Source organism: Sporosarcina sp. UB5, from assembly GCF_050859005.1.
Lineage (GTDB): Bacteria > Bacillota > Bacilli > Bacillales_A > Planococcaceae > Sporosarcina.
In genome coordinates, this window is the sequence record NZ_CP125984.1 from 766,149 (window position 1) to 787,622 (window position 21,474).

Genomic DNA, 21,474 nt, shown 5'->3' on the forward strand with positions numbered 1-21,474 from the left:
GGTGTGATAGTAAATGAATGCAAAACGCACTTCCCAAATTACCGCCGTGACAGGTCTGCTGCTCGCGGCGGCGATTGGTATGCACCTATTCGGTCTTCCTGAATGGAGGCAATGGTTGCTCATCGTAGCCACTATACTAGCTGGCATTCCGATTGCTATAAAAGCCTTTCAAGCGTTGAGACTGAAAACATTTAGTATCGAGTTGCTTGTCACAATCGCTGTTGTTGGTGCGCTGTTCATCGGCGAATACGTCGAGTCCGCTGCAGTGACGTTTTTGTTTTTATTCGGCGCGTATCTCGAAGCACGCACGCTTGAAAAAACACGATCTTCATTAAAAGCGCTCGTCGACATGGCCCCACTCGAAGCAACCGTCATTCGAGACGGCGAAACGATGACGATTTCCGTCGACGACGTAGAAGTAGGCGACAAAGTTATTATCCGATCCGGTGAAAAAGTCGCGATTGACGGACGAATTGTAACAGGTAATGCATCGCTGAATGAAGCGGCGATTACCGGAGAATCCGTCCCCGCTTCAAAATCGATCGACGACAACGTATTCAGTGGAACAATCGTCGATAACGGATTCATCGAAGTGATCGCGGAACGTGTCGGAGATGATACGACGTTCGCCCGCATCATTGAACTTGTAGAAGAAGCACAGGAATCCAAGTCGAAAACCCAAAAATTCCTCGACCGCTTCGCCAATATTTACACACCTGCCATCGTCATTCTCTCTATACTCGTCTATCTGTTCACACGCAATATCGAAATGACACTCACCTTCCTCGTCATCGCTTGTCCTGGAGCTCTCGTCATTTCCGCGCCTGTCTCAATTGTCGCGGGCATCGGCAACGGTGCACGGAACGGCGTCCTTATTAAAGGCGGCGATATTATTGAAAGACTCGCGAAGATCGATACTGTCGTATTCGATAAAACCGGCACATTAACTCGCGGTAGACCCGAAGTAACAGACATTCACGCAATCGGTATTGAAGCGGATAAACTTCTCCAACTCGTCGCGAAAGCAGAAACAATTTCTGAACACCATCTCGGCCAAACAATTGTTAAAGAAGCGAAGAACAAAGGCATACAGCTGCGCAATGAACCCGAAGACGCCGAAGTGATCAAAGGGAATGGTATCCGGGCAAAAGTTGACGGAAAACTACTCGCAATCGGCAACCGAAAGCTTATGGCGTCTGAAGGTATCCAAGTCGATGATGAAATTGAAAAGTATGCAATCGACCGTGAAAAAGCCGGAAACACAGCAATTTTCGCAAGTATTAATGGAAAGATCTCTGGAGTTCTGTCAATCGCGGACCGAATTCGTCCTGAAGCGATGGATGCGCTCCGCGAACTACGTGCAAGCGGCGTGAAACAGATAATCATGCTTACAGGCGACAACCGCCACACTGCTGAACTTGTCGGGGCACAATTAGGGTTGGATCAAGTGCACGCCGAACTATTGCCGGAAGATAAAGTTGCTATGGTCCAACAATTGAAAAATGCCGGACACCGCGTTTCAATGGCGGGCGACGGCATTAACGACGCACCTGCGATTGCGACGGCGGATATCGGGCTTGCGATGGGTGAAGGCGGAACGGACATTTCGATGGAAACAGCTGACGTCGTCCTTATGGCAGACCGACTCGACCAATTTTCACACGCCTATTCATTGGCGAAAGCGACTGTTCGCAATATGAAACAGAACACAATTATTGCTGTCGGCACTGTCGCATTGCTGCTCGCAGGCGTACTGCTCGGTAAAGTGTTTCTCGCATCCGGCATGTTAATTCATGAAGCAAGCGTCCTGTTTGTTATTTTGAACGCCGTTCGGTTAATCCGCTATACTAAGAGAAAGCCAGCGAATCGGCAAAACTTAGAACGGGCATTACTACCGGAATAAGGAGTGAACGACAATGACAACAAACGGACAATGCGGGCATAATGATGGGACGGCGGAGATGCAGAAAATGTGCATCTCCATCGTTCCGATTTTTAATCATCTCGAGCGATCTGAAATGAATGAAATTGTTAAACATACACATTCGGTTAGCCACCCTCGGGGCCATACGATTTACCACGCAGGCGAAATATCGGACGGTTTATACATTGTCCATAAAGGTCGCGTAAAAATTTATCGCCTCTCGGAAAATGGCAAAGAGCAATTAGTGCGGATTTTGGAACCTGGTGATTTCACGGGAGAACTTTCTTTATTCAGCGAAACGGTGCACGATGCATACGCGGAAGCGTTGCAAAAAGTCGAACTTTGCGTCATGAGCCGGGAAGACTTCCAGACGTTCATATTAAAATACCCCGCTATTTCACTTAAAGTACTTGGCGAATTCTCTAAACGACTCGCAAAAACGGAAAAACAGGCCGCACGCATCGCCTTGGAAACGACCGATACCCGAATCGCCATGTACCTTGCCGATTTAGCTGAAGAGCTAAATTCAGCACAGATTAAATTACCGATGACCCGGAAAGACTTGGCATCACATATCGGCACAACGCCAGAAACAATTAGCCGAAAGCTAACGGAATTCGAAGACGCTGGATGGATCCGACAGCTCAGCCAGCGAGAGATCGAGATTGTAGATATGGATGCGTTGTTGCTTGTTTAAGTGAGATCGAGAACTCCCTTATTCCATTTAAAGGATTTTCTGCTTGTCAGCATTCATACAGCGGGTGTATAATAACTCGATGAAATCTATGCTCAGAGCGAAAGCGAGTGAATGAAGATGGGCCGGAAATGGAATAATATTAAAGAGAAAAAGGCTTCGAAGGATGCAAATACAAGTCGTATTTACGCAAAGTTCGGGCGTGAACTATATGTTGCAGCAAAACAGGGTGACCCTGATCCCGAGACAAACCAAAATCTCAAAATGGTCATTGAACGCGCGAAAACGTACAATGTGCCAAAAGCAATCATTGACCGTGCAATTGAGAAAGCAAAAGGTGGCGCTGAGGAAAACTATGACGAGCTCCGTTACGAAGGCTTCGGCCCGAACGGATCGATGGTTATCGTCGACGCGCTAACAAATAACGTCAACCGTACAGCATCTGAAGTGCGCGCAGCCTTCGGGAAGAACGGCGGAAACATGGGTGTCAGCGGATCCGTTGCATACATGTTCGACGCGACTGCCGTTTTCGGTGTGGAAGGTAAAACAGCTGACGAAGTGCTTGAACTTCTAATGGAAGCAGACGTTGAAGTCCGCGATATTTTAGAAGAAGATGACACGGTCATCGTCTATGCAGAGCCAGATCAATTCCACGCCGTGCAAGAAGCATTGAAAAGCGCTGGCATCACGGAATTCTCCGTAGCTGAGCTAACAATGTTGGCACAAAACGATGTGGAATTGGATGCTGACTCTCAAGCACAATTCGAAAAAATGATTGATGCACTTGAAGACTTGGAAGACGTTCAGCAAGTTTATCATAATGTTGATTTAGAAGATTAATCCTTTTAAAAACCGCCACGACTGGCGGTTTTTTTTTGCTCGGTATGAACAAAGCTTATTCAAACATATAATTAATTACGCCTACTCAACCGTTTAGGTAAAACTTATCAATTGCTAATTTTCTGCATTTTAACCTACCCACTTCCTAAATGTTGAAGTACAATCAAATACAAAGGATGAAAGGATGTGAGCATTTCAATGAAACAGCAATGTCTTCTCAAAAGGGCCTTCTTGGCAATGGTCATTGCGTTGATTGCCTTATTTCCGGTAACACATGAAGGAACGTATTCATCTGTCGCCGCATCCGGGGAAACAACTCCTGTAGCATCCATTGATTCGACAACTTTAGATCAAAAATTACAGGCAATCTTGAAAGACCCGAAGCTCCAAGGGGGAATAACCGGAGTCAGTATTCGGAAAGCCGATACGGGGGAAAAGATTTACTCCCACTATGGTGATATTCGTTTACGCCCTGCTTCCAATATGAAATTGATTTCGGGATCGACAGCAATGGACATATTGGGACCCGATTATCAGTTCTCGACAGAAGTGTTAACGGACGGGAAAGTGAACGGGAAAATGCTTAATGGCAATCTTTATTTGAAAGGTAAAGGCGACCCGACGTTGATGAAAAAGGATCTGGACCAATTCGCAAAAGATTTGAAAGCGAAAGGGATCGATAAAATCAACGGCAACCTGATTGCTGACGACAGTTGGTATGATGACGTCCGCTATTCACAAGACTTGAACTGGTCGGATGAACACAACTATGTCGGTGCACAAGTGTCAGGACTAACACTGTCACCGAACGAAGATTATGATGCAGGAACAGTCATTGTCGAAGTAAATCCGGGTACTGAAGCGGGAGATTTACCAAAAGTGACCCTCACGCCGGAAACAAACTCTGTTGAAATCGTCAATATCGCAACAACAGTCGCGAAAGGTGAAGCGAAGAGCATCTCCATTGCGCGTGAACACGGAACAAACAGGATCTTCATTAAAGGGAAAATTCCGGTGGACGGTACGGTATCGCGATCATGGTCCGCCGTTTGGGATCCTTCAATGTTAGCGCTTGACGTATTCCAGAAATCACTTGAAGCTGAAGGCATCCAACTTGTTGGAAATGGTGGAATGAAAACAGGCATCACACCAAGCGGGGCAACAGTTCTCACTTCAAAAAAATCAATGCCGCTTAGCGAGCTTTTCATCCCATTCATGAAATTGAGCAACAACGGCCACGGAGAAACATTGGTGAAGGAAATGGGGAAAGTGCAGCGCGGCGAAGGTAGTTGGGACGCGGGACTAGCGGTTATGAAGGAGAAGCTGACGCAATTCGGTGTCAACACGGATTCCGTAGTACTTCGAGACGGCTCCGGCATGTCGCATAAGAACCTTATTTCAGCTGATGAATTATCGACACTACTGTATAGCATTCAAGGAAAGAGCTGGTTCCCTGCATTTGAGGCGTCCCTTCCGATTGCAGGCGTCCCTGAACGAATGGTCGGCGGCACGCTTCGCAACCGTATGGGTGATGGATTAACTGCCGGCAATGTAAAAGCGAAAACCGGTTCCATCACAGGCGTCTCCACCCTTTCCGGTTACGTCACCGCGAAAGACGGCACGGAACTCATTTTCTCGATTATGATCAACAATTACATTACCGGTCCTGTTGCACCGATTGAAGATGCGATTGCTAGAGCACTAGCAGAATATGAAAGCAACTAAAGAAGCATGAATAGGCATTCCCGTTTTTTTCGGGAATGCCTTTAGTAATTTTCATCATTTATCTCTTTGCAACAATCTTCCTTATAGGGAACTAAATGAAAATGAATAAAATATCATAATAAGAAAGAAGGAGTTGAAGTATGGCAAAGAAAAAACTGTTTTCAGGAATAATTTTTCTTGGGTGTTTACTTCTATTAGGAGTGGGATTTTATAGAGGGGACTATTTAAACAAGGGGATTTTAAATAATGTAACAGAAAGAAATGGTTATGTACTTAACAAGATAAATGATAATGAGATGGTGGAACTATATATAGAGCCCGAGTGGATACCCTTTAACACTAAAAATGAAAAAAACTATAACACTAAACTCGCTGAAAAACATAATACAAACATTATACTTAAACAGGTTTGGAACAGAGGAACTGATCTCTATTTCTCTTTTGACACAACGTACAATTTAAATTATAGTTCCGGTTCTTTTATGTACAATGGCATTTTTAACGAAGACGGAACTTTCACTTCTAGCATGTCCGTTAACGATTTTTATCTAGTTAACAACGATGGTGTTGAAATAGGTGTAGGTCAACGTGGGCGTGGTCCTAATTCAGCATTTGGATTTGCTATTAAACCGGAGAATTATGATTTAATAAAGGATGGTTTTTATATACAGTATTCAGGCTTTTACGTTTACGAGTATTCGAAGAAGTAGCCAACTAAGAAATTGTCCCACCGCTTACTTACACAAAGACGCCTCCTAAGTACAAATTGGGAGGCGTCTTTTCATAGAGTATCATTCGGCCATTGTCCGAGTCGCTTCTTGAAGGATTCCCATCTTCAATAGCGAATACTTCTATATCATTCATTTTTTGAAAGAGGGGGTTCTTATGGATAAATTAGCGACAGAACAATTTGTACAAGCCACAGAATTTCTCAAATCAAACACACGGCCATTAGAAAAAGCACTATTCGAATTCGAGTTTGAAAACGGCAGCCGCGAGCATGTGTTGGAAGAATTAAAGATTTATCAGAATGAAGACGGTGGCTTTGGAAATGGATTGGAGCCTGATTTCCGGTGTGTAGCCTCTTCGGCGTTGGCAACGACAATTGGATTGCAACATCTGATTCGCATTGGGGCGGACGAATCGGAGCCGATGGTGCAACGAGCGATTCAATATGCAATTGATACATTTGACGAAGAAAAGATGGGATGGAAAATCGTCCCGAAGGAAGTGGAGACTGCACCGCGCGCCATCTGGTGGAATTACGGCGGCGATTGGCCATGGGGAAATCCGAGTGCCGAGATGATCGGATTGCTTCATCATTATAAAGGCCTTGTTCCCGAAGATTTCCTTGAAAAGTTGACAGCTCACGCAGTTGCATATGTCAACGAGGAGGCAACGAACGATTTTCATGAATTGCAGTGCTTGATGAAGTTGATAAGAGAATTGCCTGCGGGAGAAGCGGAGAAGATTACCGATAGAGTGCGTGAAATCGCCCACCACAGTGTGACAACCGATCCGGAAAAATGGCATGACTATTGCCTGCTTCCCCTTCAAGTCGTATCATCTCCAGCGTCTTTTTTAGTTGACGACTTTAAGGAAATTATCCCTGCTAACATCGAGCACCTTCTGGCAACCCAAGCGGAAGACGGCAGTTGGAAGCCGACTTGGGCATGGGGGCGGTTTGAAGACGTTTGGGAAACCGCAAAGCAGGAATGGAGCGGCGTGCTGACGCTTGATAATTTGAGAGTGTTAAGAGCCTTTAATGCAATCTCTTAACAATCCAGATGGAAACCATACAGAAGTCTGCTCCTAGTAATTTGAGAAAGAACAGGTGAAATATGAATCCTTATGTAAAAGCAACTTTGAATCAAATTTCGATAGCAGTACAGTCTGTCATTGACATGATGGACAAATTGGAACCGAGCGATTTAACTATCCAACAAACGGAAAACAAATTTTCAATTGGACAACTGTTAGCTCATATGTCGTTGATATGTAAGGCAGATCTACTTATTTCAGATGAAGCTCCCGAGGATCAGATGAGCTCCTTTTACTCATCTAATTCCCTTCACACCTTAGCTGAAATGAAAGAAGCACTTCTGTCAAACTTCACTTTATTAGAGAACCGTTATCTTAATTATACAGAGGATGAACTAATGCAAATGACGACTTCGTACTGGGGCGTTTCTTATTCGCGGTTTGAATGGTTGTTAGAAATCTCTTCCCACCTCTATCATCACCGAGGGCAGTTGCATGCCATGCTTGTGTATTGTGCTAGGAAAGACCCTGAAGTTGCGTTGTTCGAATGACATAGAAACGCCTCCCAGTCCAATTATTACTGGGAGGCGTCTTTTTATAGTTTCTGTATAGCCGATTTCACTTCTGCATTCGCTTTCAAAACGCCTTTTACTTGTACAGAAGCCAATGTCTGATACAGGCACTTTACAGATTCAATCCGAAAACTCCTTGAAAAGTGCATCTAACTCTCTCGCATCATGCATTGTGCCTTCAGCTATAAATTTCTCGATCTCCACAGTGCCGTCATCCATAAATTCAATTTCCCACCGTTGCCCAGGAACTGCAACTTCAACAAGGACGCTTTCTGGACGTATTTTGCTTAATCGATAAAATATTTTCTTCTGATCCAACTGATTCAAAAAAGTATTGAATGTGGCAAATGTCGTCATTTCATTTCCCTCCAGTTACAACTCCACATCATCACTCATCTCAAATACATCAAACACATCATCACGATGAACATGGTTCGCCGCATCCATAACTGCCTGAAACACTATATTCCAGTCCTTAAAATAGTTCCCCACTTCTTCCGACCGGATTAGTGTCCTCTCCGAAGATTCAAAACTAGCTTCAAATAGCAGAAATTCCGTAATGTCCATTCGATAAAACACTTGATAGCCCACTTTCGGATAGGGGCTAGTTTCATTCCATAACGGGTTTTCTTCGTGGTTCACTTCAATGGCACCTAAAAGCGTGCAATTGCCCGTTACATAAGCTTCTTCCATCACTTCGCGACAGACACATGCTTCCGGCGATTCGCCCGCTTCGATATGTCCTCCTGGAAAATCCCATCCCCGGTCGTTCAAATTCACCATGAGCAGCTTGCCATCATGAAAACAAAAAGCATGTACACTTGTAATCAATTCCCTTTCTGGCATCAAACCTTGCATCCATGTCAGCTTCAGTTTTCGCCCTCCGCGAGGACCCCAATCAACATATATAAATGTCATTGCCACCCCTCATTTCCCTACTGAATATCCTTCAAAGAGCCTCCCTCCAAATGGCATTAACACCTCATCTGTAATTCTAATAATTCCTTCACGATTCCCAGTTTTATAAAACACATCAAACGCTTCCACAAATCGATCGGCAAAATTCTCATCATATTGTTTTAGTGCCCGAACGATCCATTTAGATGAGCCGATCCATCGCCCGTTCGTTCGGAGTACAAATTCATGGATTGCTTCGGCAAGTGTGTTGGCAATAAAAAGAGCTTCCGCCTCATTTTGCGTTCCAAGAAAATCCCCAAGCGCATCTGTCAGCATATACCGCTTTGTCAACAAAGTCTGTTCCGACCAAGGGGCTGGCCCTTCATTCAGAAGTTCCGCGGCTTCGTTTTTGATGATTGATAAAATCCCGGAATCCTTTAATACAATTCCTTCCGCAACCATTTGCGGCAAGCTGGGGCGTGCTCTTTCGGCATCGGACTTAAAATAGGCCTTATAGGAAGTCAAAGAATGTACGAATACTTCAATCGGCCAGTTGTATTCAATGCGGGATTTGCGATAGGCTTTTTCAATTTGATTATCAAAAATCACAATATCCAAGTCGGATGTCGGCGTCTCTTCTCCTCTGACGACACTTCCCGCGAGGAGCGCAGCCTGGCAGTGAGGGAAGTATTCATCGACAAATCGTTTGGCTGCAAATGGTGCTTTCATTCTTTTCATTCTCTTCATTCCTGGTTCCCCCATCCGTTTTTCACGTTTCTACATGTCCTTACTGTATTCAATTAACCAACAATCCCGGTATTCCCCCTCATGCCATTCATGCTTTGGCAAGAGCTTCACCTTCTTGAATCCACATTTTTCATAGCAACGAATTGCCCGCTCATTCCACGTTTGAGGATCCATGACGATGCGGTCTGCGTTCTTTTCGGTCAATAAATACACTACAATCATTTCGACAAGTTTCGTTCCAATTCCTTTATTCCAATAGGCGGTTTCGCCGATGAACTGGTCCATTCCGTAAATTACCTCCGACGAATCCGAAAAGCCATATATTCGCCTTTCCTTTTCCTCAATCGGATAAAACTGCACATACCCTATTGGCTTCTCATCATACAAAATGAGACACCGTGTTTCATCGTTCGATTCCCCATAAAAATCCTCTTCGACTTGCGCCAAATCTAACGGACGATCCCTTCCTTCATAGAATTGAAGAACCTCTGGATTGGACAGCCATTTAGTCAAAAGGAATTTATCCTCTTCTATCAGTTCCCGAATGGCTAACCGATTATTTTGCATCATCATCATCATCACACTTCCCCCTAACCACTCGTGTCCTTGCTTGTACAGACCTAAATTATTTTCAATTAATAGACTATACGATTTCTATTTGTTATTATTTCAATACATAAAGGAAAGAGCAAAAAGACCGCAACGATGTTCTAGCATCATTGCGGGGCTATAATAGACATCGGTTCCATCTGGGAATCAGCGTCACGTCAGGAAATAATCCACCCGAGCTCGCTAAAACTCAAGGGTGGATTATTTTTTTGTGACATTGAATTTGCTAGTGCAATCACTCCGACGATTAGTGTGGAAAACTAATCATGACAATTATTGCTTCAAATGCAATCACTACACAGCACCCTTGAAAACTTCACTATTATTCTAACATTATATCACAGGTTTATTCCCACTTGCCAGATAATTCGAACTCGTAAATATAAATAATTCTATAATTAATTTTAAAAAACAGCACCGTATTTACAGTGCCGTTTTACTCTCACTTTGCCAATTAATCACTTCTGTATCCGTCAATCAAATAACGCTTCCCTTTTAGGGTCCCTCAAAAATTCAAACATTGCTTTAATTTGCGATTCGGTATTTCGATTCGTAGATAGCGGAGGTAAATTGTGTTCCGAAAAAAACTCAACTTGATTCGTTTCAGGTCCAGCAGCAGGCTTCCCTCCGATAATTTCACACAAAATGAAAATCTTATAGTAATGGTATGGTTCTGGTGGATGATGATGCTTGTTTTTATCTAGTAAGGCGATTAATTTTACCGGAATTACATCAAACCCGGATTCCTCTTTAATCTCCTTCACTACATTCTCTGAAGGCGACAATCCAATATCACAGAACCCGCCTGGCAAAGCCCATTTATCATCAAGGTTTTCTTTCACCATTAATATTTTGCCATCCTTAAACACGACACCACGAACATCCACTTTTGGCGTTTGGTAGCCTGTCTCATTCGTAAACAAGTCTTTAATTTTATTCACTTCAAGATCGGTATACTCCGCCAAAATCTCTGCACTAATATTACGTAACTCCTCATAACGCTCTATGTCGTACATATCCTTCGAAAAAGCTAATCCCGACTGAGACAATGCCTGAATTCTTTTCGCCCAATCCAACCATTGTGTACTCATTTGACCCCCACCTTAGCGCAAATTTCCATAATTACAGCATTACAATTTACTTAAAGGTTTTTTCCTTTCATCTGCTTCAACGTCGCGACAATAAGAAAGCTGACTATGACTAATAAAAGCCAGGAACTTACCTTGCCTAAGTGGACGAGGCTCCATCTGTCTGCTTGGTTAGGATATTGCCATGCACCGAAGAACGTTGCGATATTTTCAGCTATCCATATGAAAAATCCTATAAGGACAAAAGAAAATGCAATCGGCATCCGATACCCAGTTCCATTCACTTTATAGGTAACCCATGATTTCCAAAAGACGATGATGACAAGTGCAGACAACCACCAACGAACGTCGATCCAATAATGGTGGGTGAAGAAGTTTAAATAGATAGCAGAAGCGAGAGGCACTACTATCCAAAACGGCGGCCATTTAATAAGGTCGACATCCAGTCTCCTCCACGCTTGGCATAAATAACTCGCTACACTTGCGTACATGAAGCCGCTATATAAAGGCACTCCTAAAATTTTGAAATACCCTTCTTCCGGATAAGACCACGAACCCATATTCACCTTGAAAATTTCAAGAGTAAGTCCGATAAGGTGGAATAATGTAATCACCTTAAGCTCGTCCCGCGTTTCAAGTCCTGAGCGCACCATCCACCACTGCATGAGAACGCATATGATCAGTAGCCAATCATATCGGGGAAGAAAAGGAAGCGGAATGGTTTTTGTAAGCGCCAAGGAGGTGAAAATTACGACCGGAAACAAACAGGATAGCGCCTGCTGCCAACCGAAGTGGATGAGTTGTTTGAGTGCTCTTGTGATATTTCTACTCAAATGCTTTTCGGGTTGTAAATCTTGCTGTCTCATGTGCGTCTCCTCCCGCCCGTATTCACAATCCCGCTAACTCCAGCACCTCATCTACACACGCCTTCTTTGCGTCTGTATATTTCCGTTCGTTATCCGGATATTTCAATGCTAGTTCCTGCTTCAAAGCTTCGTATTTTTGTGCGATATCGCGATGTTCATTCAAATAATCCCTAAAATGCGTATGTTGCTTCCACCAGTCGCCGCCATATTCAACGACATGATAAACATGTGTCTTCGTTAATTCCTCCAAATCGGAGAACTTGGCGAACACTGCCTTACCTTCGATTTCAACACGGCCCAAATGATAAATGTCTGCGTCTTTTAGTCGGTATTTATCGAATTGCTTTACATCATCCATAGACCTGACGCCGATCATAACATCAATTATAGGCTTTGCCGCAATCCCTTTAATCGCCGTGCTTCCGATATGCTGAATATCTACTACATGCTCGCCAATAAGCGATTCTAATAATTTCTTCTCCTGCACGAAAAGCTTTTTATACTCTTCCCGATACGGAGTTAATGCGATTACGTCTTTATTCAGACCTAACATGTTGACTTCACCCCAATCTCTTTGCAAATAACATCCACAACCTCTTCTATCCCGATATCGTCAGTCGGGATGAATTGTTCAAAGCAGTCATCTTCAAAGCCAGCAAGACATTTATCCGTTTGCTGGAAGCACCAATTGCCTTCCTCTTCACCGCGTTCAAGCAGCCGCTGATGGATCGTTTCCTTTTTCGCGGTTAAACAGAAATGATAGACTTTAGGATCTATTTGCAAAAATCCCCTATGAATTTCATCAAAATAAACCTTATTATAAATTGTCATCGGCACGATCAAATCCTTGCCGTATATTTCCCGAAGTTGTCTTGCCACTTCGACTGTCAATGGCTTCCACATTTTCAAGTCTTGAAAATCCCCCGTTTTCTCGCCTTCTAATTTTATTTCGTCCGGTATAATATGCCTTAGCATGAATCCGACCACTTCCGGATCAAATAGCATCGCTCCATCTAATCTGCTCAACAGTTCATTTGCAACTGTTGTCTTTCCAACACCAAACGCCCCGTTGATCATGACAATCATTTCTCATCCCCCTCGTATGTAAGAAACGGTTCATACATTGTTATCGCATGATTCTCTGTGACGAATTCATCGTCAATCTGGTTCCCTTGCATGTCTATCACTCTCCGAAAAATCGAATTATGTCGGACATAGCCGCCCCATAATTCCCTCGTGAAATGGTGTTCTTTTTCGTAAATCTCATATGTCCGAGTTGCTGGTGCAATCGAACGCCATTCACCGTTTAGATGTGTATCCATCAAATAGATGATCAGTTGATATGGCATTTGCGTTTCGTTCTTTATTTGCAAATCCAAATAGTTGTACGCACACGTCGCCCCACTGCCGAATGGCTGGCTTCGGTTCGAATCGGGAAATACGTCGTAACTGTGGCGATAGCGCTCCGTCACAGTTAGCGGCGTATGTAATGTGATCCAATATATCAAGTTCGATAGCTGGCATAGCCCCCCGCCTGTCCCAACAGTCACTTTTCCATAATGGAGAATCATGCCGTCCACATACCCTTTTCGCTTTGTTGTATTGCCGATGAGACGCCAGTATGAAAACGTTTCTCCCGGCTCGATGACGACTTTATGCAATCGTTTTGCGGCGATTTGTAAATTAATGATTTTATTCCTTTGCAGCTGCATATCAACGTCCTTTAATTGCCTTAGCAAAGGGGTTCGGTGCTTTTTAATAATGTACGGCAATCTTTCATCTAATCTTTTACGCGCATACTTTTGTCCATCAAACAGCCATTCTCCATAGCGTTTTAATCTATATACTTTCTTTCCTACAAATATCCTTAGTTTGCTTCGTTTAATCGGTCGTAATGAAACCATTAGAGCCATCTCCCCTCTCTACTAGATTCAACAATAATTCTGTATTCTCCTTTTTATCGGATGTAACTGACCTGTGCTTTTTTGCAACTGACCTCGGAAAAACGACCGGTCATCGAAAACCTGCAGACTGATTTGGATTAGCTGGATATAGTAAGTGTACAAAGAACAGCAACGGAGGGATTGCGAATGGAAATTGTGTGCGTCAGCAATTTACAGAAGGCGTATGGGGAGAACATAGTTTTAAAAGGAATTGATTTTAAAGCGAACGCTGGAGAAATCATTGGGGTTATCGGCAAAAACGGAGCAGGCAAATCAACATTTTTGGAAATATTGATGACGCTGAAGCCGTATGATAATGGAATTGTCACCGTATTGGACAAGGACTTGAATACTTTATCCAACGGTCAAATCGAGCATATCCGAAAGAACATATCAGTCGTTCTGCAGCCAACACAGTTTTACAAAACAATGAAAGTCATCGAATTGCTGAAGCTGTTTAAAGCCTATTACAAATCAACGGTCGATATCGAGCATATTATCGCCGATTTCAAACTCCAGCCGCATCGGAAGAAGTATTTCGACAAACTTTCGGGCGGATGGAAGCAAATCGTCAGTTTGGCAATCGCCTTTTTATCTGATCCGAAATTGCTCATTTTGGATGAACCAACGACCGGATTAGATCCACATATGCGGAATATGCTTTGGACATACATTACCGACTACAACAAACGCACGGGCGGCACCGTCATTTTGACGACACATAATATGGACGAAGTCGAATTGTATTGCGATAAAGTGATGCTATTGAATGAAGGTCTCAATGAGGTGTTTGATACGACGGAAGGAATTTTGTCTACCGGTTACAAATCAATCAACGACTTTTACTTATCCAAAGTGTCTATATAAGGAGGAATTCACATGTTACTAACTCAATTGAAGTACGATTTGCTCATGTTTACTCGGGAGATTTTTTATATGTTGTTCACGATCATCGTTCCGCCGGTCACGTATTTATTCATGGGGCAGCTTTTCGGGGACACAACGTATGCCGGCAATCTCAGTTATGCGGAAACGTACACCCCTTCCTTCATTTTACTCATCACATTCGGCGTCGTCTTTTTCGCATTCGGATTTGACCAAGTGATGAACCGGACGACTGGCGTGGAAAGGCGTATTATTTTATCACCTGTGCCGAAAAGGACATTGCTGCTGTCGAGCATTTTGAAGTCAATCATCATTACGAGCCTTGGCTATTTCCTAGTATTCTTCATCGGCATGATTGCTTATGATCTTTCATTCCAGCTGCTCAATTTTGTCTTGGCATTCGGGATATTCATCTTATTTAATGCAACATTGCTCGTCATTTCTTCAGCGATCTACTCTTTATTCACAAGCATGAATGGTGCATTGGTTTTCTCCATTGTCATCTTTCAAGTCGTCATGTTTACAGGCGGGTTCACGATGCCGATTGACATGATGCCAAAGTTCGTGCAAGTCATTGCCGATTTCAACCCGGTCTATCATATGAATCAACTCTTTATCGCCGTTTGGAACGGACAATTCCAATGGAACAGCGCGACGTTCATTTCCATCGGATATATACTTATCGTCACAGCCATCTCTCTCGTAGTACTGCATTTTGGAAATAGTCTGCGAAAATCTTCCTTCAAATGGTATCCTACTAATAGGAACCGAGAGGGAGATGTGCGGAATGAAAGTTACACTGGACATTGATGAAATTTACGAGGAGACGAAAGTAACGATCCATTGCAATGATGTGGACGACTCAATAAAGGAAATCCTTGATTTTTTGAAGGGGAAGAAAACGGAGTTTCTCGTCGGAAAAGACGGCGAGATGCAGCATATTTTAAAGCCTGATGAAATTCATTACTTCCACACTGAAAAGGAAGGCGTCGTTGCAGTCACTGCTGCTGGCTCCTTTTCATTGAAAGAAAAGCTGTATGAGCTTGAGGAAATGTTGCCTTCCGCGAAATTCATTAGGCTATCGAAATCGGTCATCGCCAACCTCCATGAGCTAAGCCGATTCGAAGCCTCTTTCAATGGCACGCTACTCGTCCACTTTAAATCAGGGGCGAAGGAGTACGTGTCGCGGACATACGTGAGCGGCATCAAGGAAGCACTCAAAATGAACAGGAGGAAAAATAGATGAAAACTTTCTTGACGAGAAGCATATTAGGCATCTTTTTCGGCTCATTTCTGGCAATTGTTACGATCTTAGCGGTAATTTATTTAGGTGATAACGAAATTCTGGATGCAGCAATCCTTGCAAAAAACATGCTCGGTACTGTATTTTGCGGCTGGTTCTTTACAGTGACACCTTTACTTTTTGAAAATGAAAAACTGACATTGCCGGTGCAAACGACATTGCACTTCTTATGTGTGACAGTGTTGTATTTCATCGTCGCCTTCGTCCTTGGATGGATCCCATTCACGTTGAAAGGATTTATAGGTATGCTCGGTATTTTCATTGTGTTCTATGCAATCATTTGGACTTCGTTCTACTTGTACTTCAGAAAGCAGGCGGCTAGATTGAATGAGGAACTGAGGGGTTTATAAGCCCTCGCTCCTCAACCAAACTTACCAAGTAGCCGGATAGCCATATAGATAGCGACCGCCCAGACGACGACGGCGGAGATTTTATTCAACATACCAATGAATTTCCCACTCGAGTCTAATTTGCCGAGCACCCGTCCTGCAAGTGCCAGTCCGATAAACCAACACCATGAAATAATGATTGTCGTCAATGTAAACGCGAAACGGACCTCCCCTGAATAACTTAAAGCGTTCGATCCGATAACGCCAATCGTATCAATGATGGCGTGCGGATTCAGTAAAGATACAGATGCAGCAAATAGGATCTGCTTTTTCGGAGAAAACTGTTCCGCCTCTGTCTCTAGTGACGCAGGAGCGCTCCGCCAAAGAGAAATTCCGATGTATAGCAAAAATAGAATACCGATCGCAAACATAATCGTTTCTAACCAGTGGAATGTCAAAATGAGCAAGGAAACTCCTGATACCGCCGCTACGATTAAAATCGTATCGCAAATCCCCGCAGTGACAACGACTGGAAGAGCCCTTATAAATTTAGGCTGCAATGCCCCCTGATTGAACACAAAAACATTTTGAGCGCCTAGCGGCAAAATTAATCCAAGTGCCAGAATAGCACCATGAAGAATCGCCTCAGTCATCTGCTTCTCCCCCTTTATCTATCTTTCTATCTATTGAAAGGCTTTCTGAACATAATTGCAATGGGAATCGTAGATTACTCCATTAGAAAAGCCACCTCACTAGCGGAGATGGCTTCCTCGTTTTATTTCAACTTCTGCAAAACAACGACTTTCAAGTAGTTAAATTCAGGGAAGTCCCGGTTAGTACGGAAATCCTTTGGCAATGAAGATTCCTCAAGAATCTTATAGCGTGATCCCGCATCCGCGAATCCTTTTTCGATAAATGTCTTGAACTTCTTCATGCTGAAACTTGCGTTATTCGTCGATGCAATGATGATGCCGTTCTTTTCCGTGATGTCGATCGCATCTTTCAGCAACGCGGGGTAGTCCTTCGCAGTACTGAATGTATATTTCTTGGAGCGGGCGAAACTCGGCGGGTCAAGAACAACGACGTCGAATTTCAGTTCATGACGCTTCGCATACCGGAAGTAATCAAACACGTCCATCACTTTAATGTCTTGTGCTTCGTAATCGATACCGTTCACACTGAACTGTTCGATTGTCTTCGGCAAACTGCGTTTTGCCAAATCGACACTCGTCGTCTCACGTGCTCCACCGAGAGCTGCTGCGACCGAAAACGCACCTGTATACGAGAATGTATTCAGTACATGTTTGCCTTCCGAATACTTATCGCGCAGCGCTTTACGAACATCGCGCTGATCGAGGAAAATACCCGTCATGGCGCCATCGTTCAAATCGACAGCGAAGTTCATGCCATTTTCCTTCACGATAATCGGGAAATCCCCCGGCACGCCTCTCACGAAATCATCCTGCTCAATATATTGGCCTTTCGTATCGAACCGTTTTTTCTCATAGATCGCTTTGTAGTCCACAAGCTTGTCCAACACACCATACACATGATGCTTCATGGAATAAATGCCTTCACTATACCAGCTCACCATGTAATAGCCGTCAAAATAATCGATTGTCAAACCACCGATTCCATCGCCTTCTCCGTTGAAGATGCGGAATGCCGTCGTCTCGCTATCTTCGAAAAACGATTCGCGTCTTGCTAAAGCTGCTGAAATCTTTGATTCAAAAAACGCAAAATCGATCTCCTCGTCAGCATCTCTCGTCAAGACCCAGCCGATTCCTTTGTTTTGATTGCCATAATAACCTTTTGCAATGAATTTACGGTATTTGTCAACCAATCGGATGATTGTTCCTTCTTCTTTCAACACTTCCGGATTCATCACCGCGTCTTTCAATATTAACGGGTAGCCCCTTTTAAAGGCCGCAATACTTTGCGCATTCACTTGTACTTCAATCGTTTTTGTCATCGTGTCATCCTTTTCCCTATCATTTTTTCCATTATCTCACGTAAATATGAAAAAAGCTTCTCGTAACGGAGAAGCTTCCACGTCAAGCAAGAAGACGGAACGCCAAGCTTTTCAAAAGTCCCATACGAAGCGGACGTTCCAATTGCGGCCCTCTTGCTCTTGTTAAGTATGTCGTTAAGTCGCCTTCATAAACAAGTTCCATATGCGGCAAATACGTCAGATGGTGCGGCATTGTTAGACAAGGCCTCGTCAACAGCCGATGCGTCTCACTCTCCTGCATAACCGTTGCAACGAATTGCGAACAGAAAAAAGCCCTCTCCCGTTGAATCTCTCTATTCAGCGCCACGCCGAACAAACCGATAAAGTTATATTTATAGTCGCTTTGATTCATCTCGAATTGAACGATTTTCTGACGGATTCGCATATACGCTTCGGTGGAAACGTCGCAACGGTATATAGCGCAATCGGCATCCTGAAAAATACCTTCCGCAACATTTTCACGTACAAACCCACCGATGAACGGATTGTATTGCTGCTTTCGACCGAAACTATAAATCTCGGTCAACTGCTCGTCGAATGCAATCGATGCATGATTCAAATCCTTGCGTGTATACATGCCAATCGCCTTTGACAGCAATGTTCCCGTATCAGTGAGTACGATATAGATTGTTTTTCCCATTATCCCAACCCCTAACTCATCTCTCTCTACAAGTATGTACAATATTTCCGAGAAGCTAAACCGTCTGCAGATGGAAACCTTCTACGTCCTAAGTAGTAGACAAGATGCGGAGTGCGGACAGTTCAAGCATTTTTCTATATATGTATTATACGTTTCAACTAGTAGTAGAGTTTCACTTTTCCGAGAATTTTCACTTCTCAAAGAAGCAGTAGGTACTGGTTTTCAAGGAATTAATGATTGCTCATCTATCGATGGTTTTCCCATTATACTATTAAACACGTCGACTTTCTTGCTTTTCTTGAAAATAAATGTTGAGGATAAAAAAGGCACCTGCTATCGTCACAGGTGCCATCCGTTTCTTCATTTATTTTCGGAATAAATTTTCATTGCATCCCGCATGAAAACGGCTAATCCTTCACCGAATTGGTCAATGTTTTTTGTGAAGCGTTCGTCCGCGACGTACATTTCACCGAGACCTGCGAACGCCTCTAATGAATAGTGACCGATTTTGTTCAAAAACGTGTACCAATTAGCGATTGCAGCCTGCGCTTCCGCTGAAGCTGGATCCGTACTACGAAGTGCCGCTAGACTAGAATAAATGCGGTTCATCTCCTGTTGTTCTTCCTCGCCAAACTGAGCAACGTTTTTGTTTGCCTTGTCGACCGCTTCATCCCCCCAACGGTCTCTCGCTTCCTGCTCATATGGATTCGAACTGAAATCGAATCCTTTGAATTTCTCCTCGTTCGTCATCGTCATTTCTCCTCTCTCAGATTGGAGCGTCTTGTCGATCGTCTCAATCATTACGTCCAATTGCCGGCGCTTCGCCACTAACATGTCGCGTTGCAGCTCGAACGCCTCCAACCGGTTGAACGACGGACTGTCCAATAGCTCCTTTATTTTCTTCAAAGGGAAGCCGACTTCACGAAAGAACAAGATTTGCTGGAGGGTCGTCAAGTTCTCATCGGAATAAACCCGATAGCCCGCCTCCGTCACATTGTCTGGAACGAGCAGACCGATTTCATCGTAATGATGGAGCGTGCGCACACTCACACCGGTCAACTCTGCCACTTCTTTCACTTTCATTGCTCCCCGCCTCCCTTCACTATTGACTATAAAGTATGACGTAACGTGAGAGTCAATGCATATTTACACATCCAATAAAAAAAGATCCGGCTAAAAGCCAGATCCTTAACTCACTCAATCGGCATCCAAATCTCAATTACGTCATCCGACACTCCATCCGGATGGACGTATCGTTCGAAATCATAGCAATCCCGAAGTTTGATGTCCTCCATTTGCATAATCGCATCATACGTAGCTGGTATCCTCGGAATTCCTCCTTCGACTTTTGCAACGATGAACTTGCCGGCTGGAATAACAACCTCTTTCGTATCTGGAAATCCTTCTGTCAATTCTTCTTTAAGTCCAGCGATATAATGGATGATGTCGTTCTCCATACTCAAGCAGACACCAAATGATTCTTCTACAGCGACATCTTTCTCATTAATTTCCTTAATTAACCGATCCCATTCAGCTGGAATTCCCGATACAGGTCCCTTCACTTGGTAACCTCTCACTGTAAACCCTTCACTTTTGACAATACGTGTTTCCATTTCCTTCTCCCCTTTGAATTATTATTTATTCTAATCTTGCTGGATTGCGCCCTTTCATCAAAAAGCTCAACTTCGTTTCCGATAAAATAATCGCAGCAAGTATGAGAATCGCTCCAATCCCCATCTTAACCGTAAGAATCTCGCTCAATAGGATAACTGAAAAAATCATTCCCCATAATGATTCTGTTGAAAGGATAATGGCTGCCTTCGTTTCTGTAATAAATTTCTGAGAGACCGTTTGCAATAAAAACGCAATTGTTGTCGAGAAAACACCTAAATAGAACAACGATGTCAAACCTTCCGGCTGTGTGCTGAATGCCATCTCGCCTTTTAGGAGTACAACAACGAAACCGATGACAGTTGCTGTCGCCATTTGGACAATCGTCAACGCAATCGGGTCTTCAGTTTTCACGAATTGAGATGTATAAAAAATATGGAATGCGAAACCGATCGCACAGCAAAACGATAAGAAATCGCCGATATTAATTCCTGCTGACCATTGGAGTGACAGAACTGCCACCCCGAACATCGCAATAAAAGCGCCAATGACTTCGTACAAATCCAGTTTCCTTCTATAAATTACAAGCCCAATAAACGGTACGATAACGACATTTACAGCAGTTAAAAATGCATTTTTAGAAGGCGTCGTAAATTGGAGGCCGACCGTTTGCAAAACAAATGCTATGTATAAGAAGACACCTAAGATCGCACCTTTCATCAATGCGCTTTTTGAAATGAACTTCAATTTTTTATAAAAAACAGCGCATAATAAAACGGCACCAATTAGAAATCTGCCTGCCAAAATTTGATAAGGCGTGTACGTTTCCAATGCAACTGCGCTGCCGACGAATCCACTTCCCCAAATAATTGCTGTTAACAGTAATCCGATTTCACCAATATATTTCTTCATAGTAGCCTCCGGTATTCAAGTAATGAATAATTTTATTTATTATAACGTAATTGGCTTCATTCAAAGCTATTATTTATTTAAAAATGTACATACGTATTGTTTCATCCGTACAGGAAA

Annotated in this window: 26 protein-coding genes; 11 read left to right on the plus strand and 15 right to left on the minus strand. The window is 43.4% G+C overall.

The annotated features are described in order from the left end of the window. The first annotated feature begins 13 nt into the window (after positions 1 to 13). From QM454_RS04070 to QM454_RS04100, 7 genes are all read left to right on the plus strand, one after another. The gene (locus QM454_RS04070) at positions 14 to 1,903 is read left to right on the plus strand and encodes a heavy metal translocating P-type ATPase (RefSeq protein ID WP_432361912.1); all 1,890 of its coding nucleotides are present in this window, start codon (positions 14 to 16) and stop codon (positions 1,901 to 1,903) included. Between the two features lie 13 nt (positions 1,904 to 1,916). Next, positions 1,917 to 2,621, plus strand: coding sequence for a Crp/Fnr family transcriptional regulator (locus tag QM454_RS04075; protein WP_432361915.1), 705 nt, complete (start codon positions 1,917 to 1,919; stop codon positions 2,619 to 2,621). A 117-nt stretch (positions 2,622 to 2,738) separates the two neighbouring features. Beyond that, entirely contained in the window at positions 2,739 to 3,458 is a 720-nt protein-coding gene (locus QM454_RS04080) for a YebC/PmpR family DNA-binding transcriptional regulator (RefSeq protein ID WP_432361917.1), read from the plus strand. A gap of 198 nt (positions 3,459 to 3,656) precedes the next feature. Next, positions 3,657 to 5,183 carry a D-alanyl-D-alanine carboxypeptidase/D-alanyl-D-alanine endopeptidase gene (gene dacB / locus QM454_RS04085; protein ID WP_432363851.1) on the plus strand — a complete coding sequence of 509 codons (1,527 nt, stop codon included), beginning with the start codon at positions 3,657 to 3,659 and terminating at the stop codon, positions 5,181 to 5,183. Between the two features lie 140 nt (positions 5,184 to 5,323). Next, the gene (locus QM454_RS04090; RefSeq protein ID WP_432361919.1) at positions 5,324 to 5,893 is read left to right on the plus strand and encodes a hypothetical protein; all 570 of its coding nucleotides are present in this window, start codon (positions 5,324 to 5,326) and stop codon (positions 5,891 to 5,893) included. A 175-nt stretch (positions 5,894 to 6,068) separates the two neighbouring features. Continuing rightward, positions 6,069 to 6,962, plus strand: coding sequence for a hypothetical protein (locus QM454_RS04095; protein ID WP_432361921.1), 894 nt, complete (start codon positions 6,069 to 6,071; stop codon positions 6,960 to 6,962). Between the two features lie 62 nt (positions 6,963 to 7,024). Then, entirely contained in the window at positions 7,025 to 7,495 is a 471-nt protein-coding gene (locus QM454_RS04100) for a DinB family protein (protein WP_432361924.1), read from the plus strand. Between the two features lie 141 nt (positions 7,496 to 7,636). Here the strand turns inward: QM454_RS04100 and QM454_RS04105 are convergent, their stop codons facing one another. The 9 genes from QM454_RS04105 to QM454_RS04145 all read right to left on the minus strand — a co-directional run bounded on the left by QM454_RS04105 (position 7,637) and on the right by QM454_RS04145 (position 13,627). Further along, positions 7,637 to 7,873 (minus strand): hypothetical protein, encoded by a 237-nt coding sequence (locus QM454_RS04105; protein WP_432361926.1) that lies wholly within the window; start codon positions 7,871 to 7,873, stop codon positions 7,637 to 7,639. Between the two features lie 15 nt (positions 7,874 to 7,888). Beyond that, on the minus strand, positions 7,889 to 8,434 hold the full coding sequence (locus tag QM454_RS04110) for an NUDIX hydrolase (RefSeq protein ID WP_432361929.1): 546 nt from the start codon (positions 8,432 to 8,434) through the stop codon (positions 7,889 to 7,891). A 9-nt stretch (positions 8,435 to 8,443) separates the two neighbouring features. Continuing rightward, positions 8,444 to 9,160, minus strand: coding sequence for a nucleotidyltransferase domain-containing protein (locus QM454_RS04115; protein ID WP_432361931.1), 717 nt, complete (start codon positions 9,158 to 9,160; stop codon positions 8,444 to 8,446). Between the two features lie 30 nt (positions 9,161 to 9,190). After that, the gene (locus QM454_RS04120; protein WP_432363853.1) at positions 9,191 to 9,733 is read right to left on the minus strand and encodes a GNAT family N-acetyltransferase; all 543 of its coding nucleotides are present in this window, start codon (positions 9,731 to 9,733) and stop codon (positions 9,191 to 9,193) included. A gap of 509 nt (positions 9,734 to 10,242) precedes the next feature. After that, complete coding sequence (locus QM454_RS04125; protein ID WP_432361933.1) at positions 10,243 to 10,860, minus strand: NUDIX hydrolase; 618 nt, start codon at positions 10,858 to 10,860, stop codon at positions 10,243 to 10,245. 50 nt (positions 10,861 to 10,910) lie between these two features. Further along, the gene (locus tag QM454_RS04130) at positions 10,911 to 11,723 is read right to left on the minus strand and encodes a DUF817 domain-containing protein (RefSeq protein ID WP_432361936.1); all 813 of its coding nucleotides are present in this window, start codon (positions 11,721 to 11,723) and stop codon (positions 10,911 to 10,913) included. 22 nt (positions 11,724 to 11,745) lie between these two features. Continuing rightward, positions 11,746 to 12,276 carry a GrpB family protein gene (locus QM454_RS04135; RefSeq protein ID WP_432361938.1) on the minus strand — a complete coding sequence of 177 codons (531 nt, stop codon included), beginning with the start codon at positions 12,274 to 12,276 and terminating at the stop codon, positions 11,746 to 11,748. Beyond that, positions 12,270 to 12,809: an AAA family ATPase gene (locus QM454_RS04140; protein ID WP_432361941.1), complete on the minus strand. Its 540-nt coding sequence runs from the start codon at positions 12,807 to 12,809 to the stop codon at positions 12,270 to 12,272. The genes QM454_RS04135 and QM454_RS04140 overlap by 7 nt, the downstream gene beginning before the upstream one ends. Then, positions 12,806 to 13,627, minus strand: coding sequence for a VanW family protein (locus QM454_RS04145; RefSeq protein WP_432361943.1), 822 nt, complete (start codon positions 13,625 to 13,627; stop codon positions 12,806 to 12,808). Before QM454_RS04145 ends, QM454_RS04140 begins: the two co-directional genes overlap by 4 nt. Before the next feature lie 186 nt (positions 13,628 to 13,813). On the opposite strand from QM454_RS04145, the gene QM454_RS04150 reads away from it, so the two are divergent. Genes QM454_RS04150 through QM454_RS04165 form a run of 4 tightly spaced genes read left to right on the plus strand, consistent with a single transcriptional unit; the run spans position 13,814 to position 16,204 of the window. Further along, complete coding sequence (locus QM454_RS04150; protein WP_432361946.1) at positions 13,814 to 14,533, plus strand: ABC transporter ATP-binding protein; 720 nt, start codon at positions 13,814 to 13,816, stop codon at positions 14,531 to 14,533. 12 nt (positions 14,534 to 14,545) lie between these two features. Beyond that, entirely contained in the window at positions 14,546 to 15,361 is an 816-nt protein-coding gene (locus QM454_RS04155; RefSeq protein WP_432361948.1) for an ABC transporter permease, read from the plus strand. Further along, positions 15,339 to 15,797, plus strand: a complete 459-nt coding sequence (locus QM454_RS04160; RefSeq protein WP_432361951.1) for a LytTR family DNA-binding domain-containing protein — start codon at positions 15,339 to 15,341, stop codon at positions 15,795 to 15,797. The genes QM454_RS04155 and QM454_RS04160 overlap by 23 nt, the downstream gene beginning before the upstream one ends. After that, positions 15,794 to 16,204 carry a DUF3021 domain-containing protein gene (locus QM454_RS04165; RefSeq protein WP_432361954.1) on the plus strand — a complete coding sequence of 137 codons (411 nt, stop codon included), beginning with the start codon at positions 15,794 to 15,796 and terminating at the stop codon, positions 16,202 to 16,204. Before QM454_RS04160 ends, QM454_RS04165 begins: the two co-directional genes overlap by 4 nt. A gap of 11 nt (positions 16,205 to 16,215) precedes the next feature. On the opposite strand, the gene QM454_RS04170 is transcribed toward QM454_RS04165, so the two are convergent. The 6 genes from QM454_RS04170 to QM454_RS04195 all read right to left on the minus strand — a co-directional run bounded on the left by QM454_RS04170 (position 16,216) and on the right by QM454_RS04195 (position 21,357). Continuing rightward, positions 16,216 to 16,836: a LysE/ArgO family amino acid transporter gene (locus QM454_RS04170; RefSeq protein WP_432361957.1), complete on the minus strand. Its 621-nt coding sequence runs from the start codon at positions 16,834 to 16,836 to the stop codon at positions 16,216 to 16,218. Positions 16,837 to 16,958: 122 nt separating this feature from the next. Then, the gene (locus QM454_RS04175; protein ID WP_432361959.1) at positions 16,959 to 18,155 is read right to left on the minus strand and encodes a class I SAM-dependent rRNA methyltransferase; all 1,197 of its coding nucleotides are present in this window, start codon (positions 18,153 to 18,155) and stop codon (positions 16,959 to 16,961) included. Between the two features lie 82 nt (positions 18,156 to 18,237). Beyond that, positions 18,238 to 18,834, minus strand: coding sequence for a hypothetical protein (locus QM454_RS04180; RefSeq protein WP_432361962.1), 597 nt, complete (start codon positions 18,832 to 18,834; stop codon positions 18,238 to 18,240). A gap of 360 nt (positions 18,835 to 19,194) precedes the next feature. After that, positions 19,195 to 19,917: a MerR family transcriptional regulator gene (locus QM454_RS04185; protein WP_432361965.1), complete on the minus strand. Its 723-nt coding sequence runs from the start codon at positions 19,915 to 19,917 to the stop codon at positions 19,195 to 19,197. Positions 19,918 to 20,027: 110 nt separating this feature from the next. Then, entirely contained in the window at positions 20,028 to 20,447 is a 420-nt protein-coding gene (locus QM454_RS04190; protein ID WP_432361968.1) for a GyrI-like domain-containing protein, read from the minus strand. A gap of 25 nt (positions 20,448 to 20,472) precedes the next feature. Next, a complete protein-coding gene (locus QM454_RS04195) occupies positions 20,473 to 21,357 on the minus strand; it encodes a DMT family transporter (protein WP_432361971.1) in 885 nt (294 codons plus the stop codon). Positions 21,358 to 21,474: the final 117 nt, after the last annotated feature.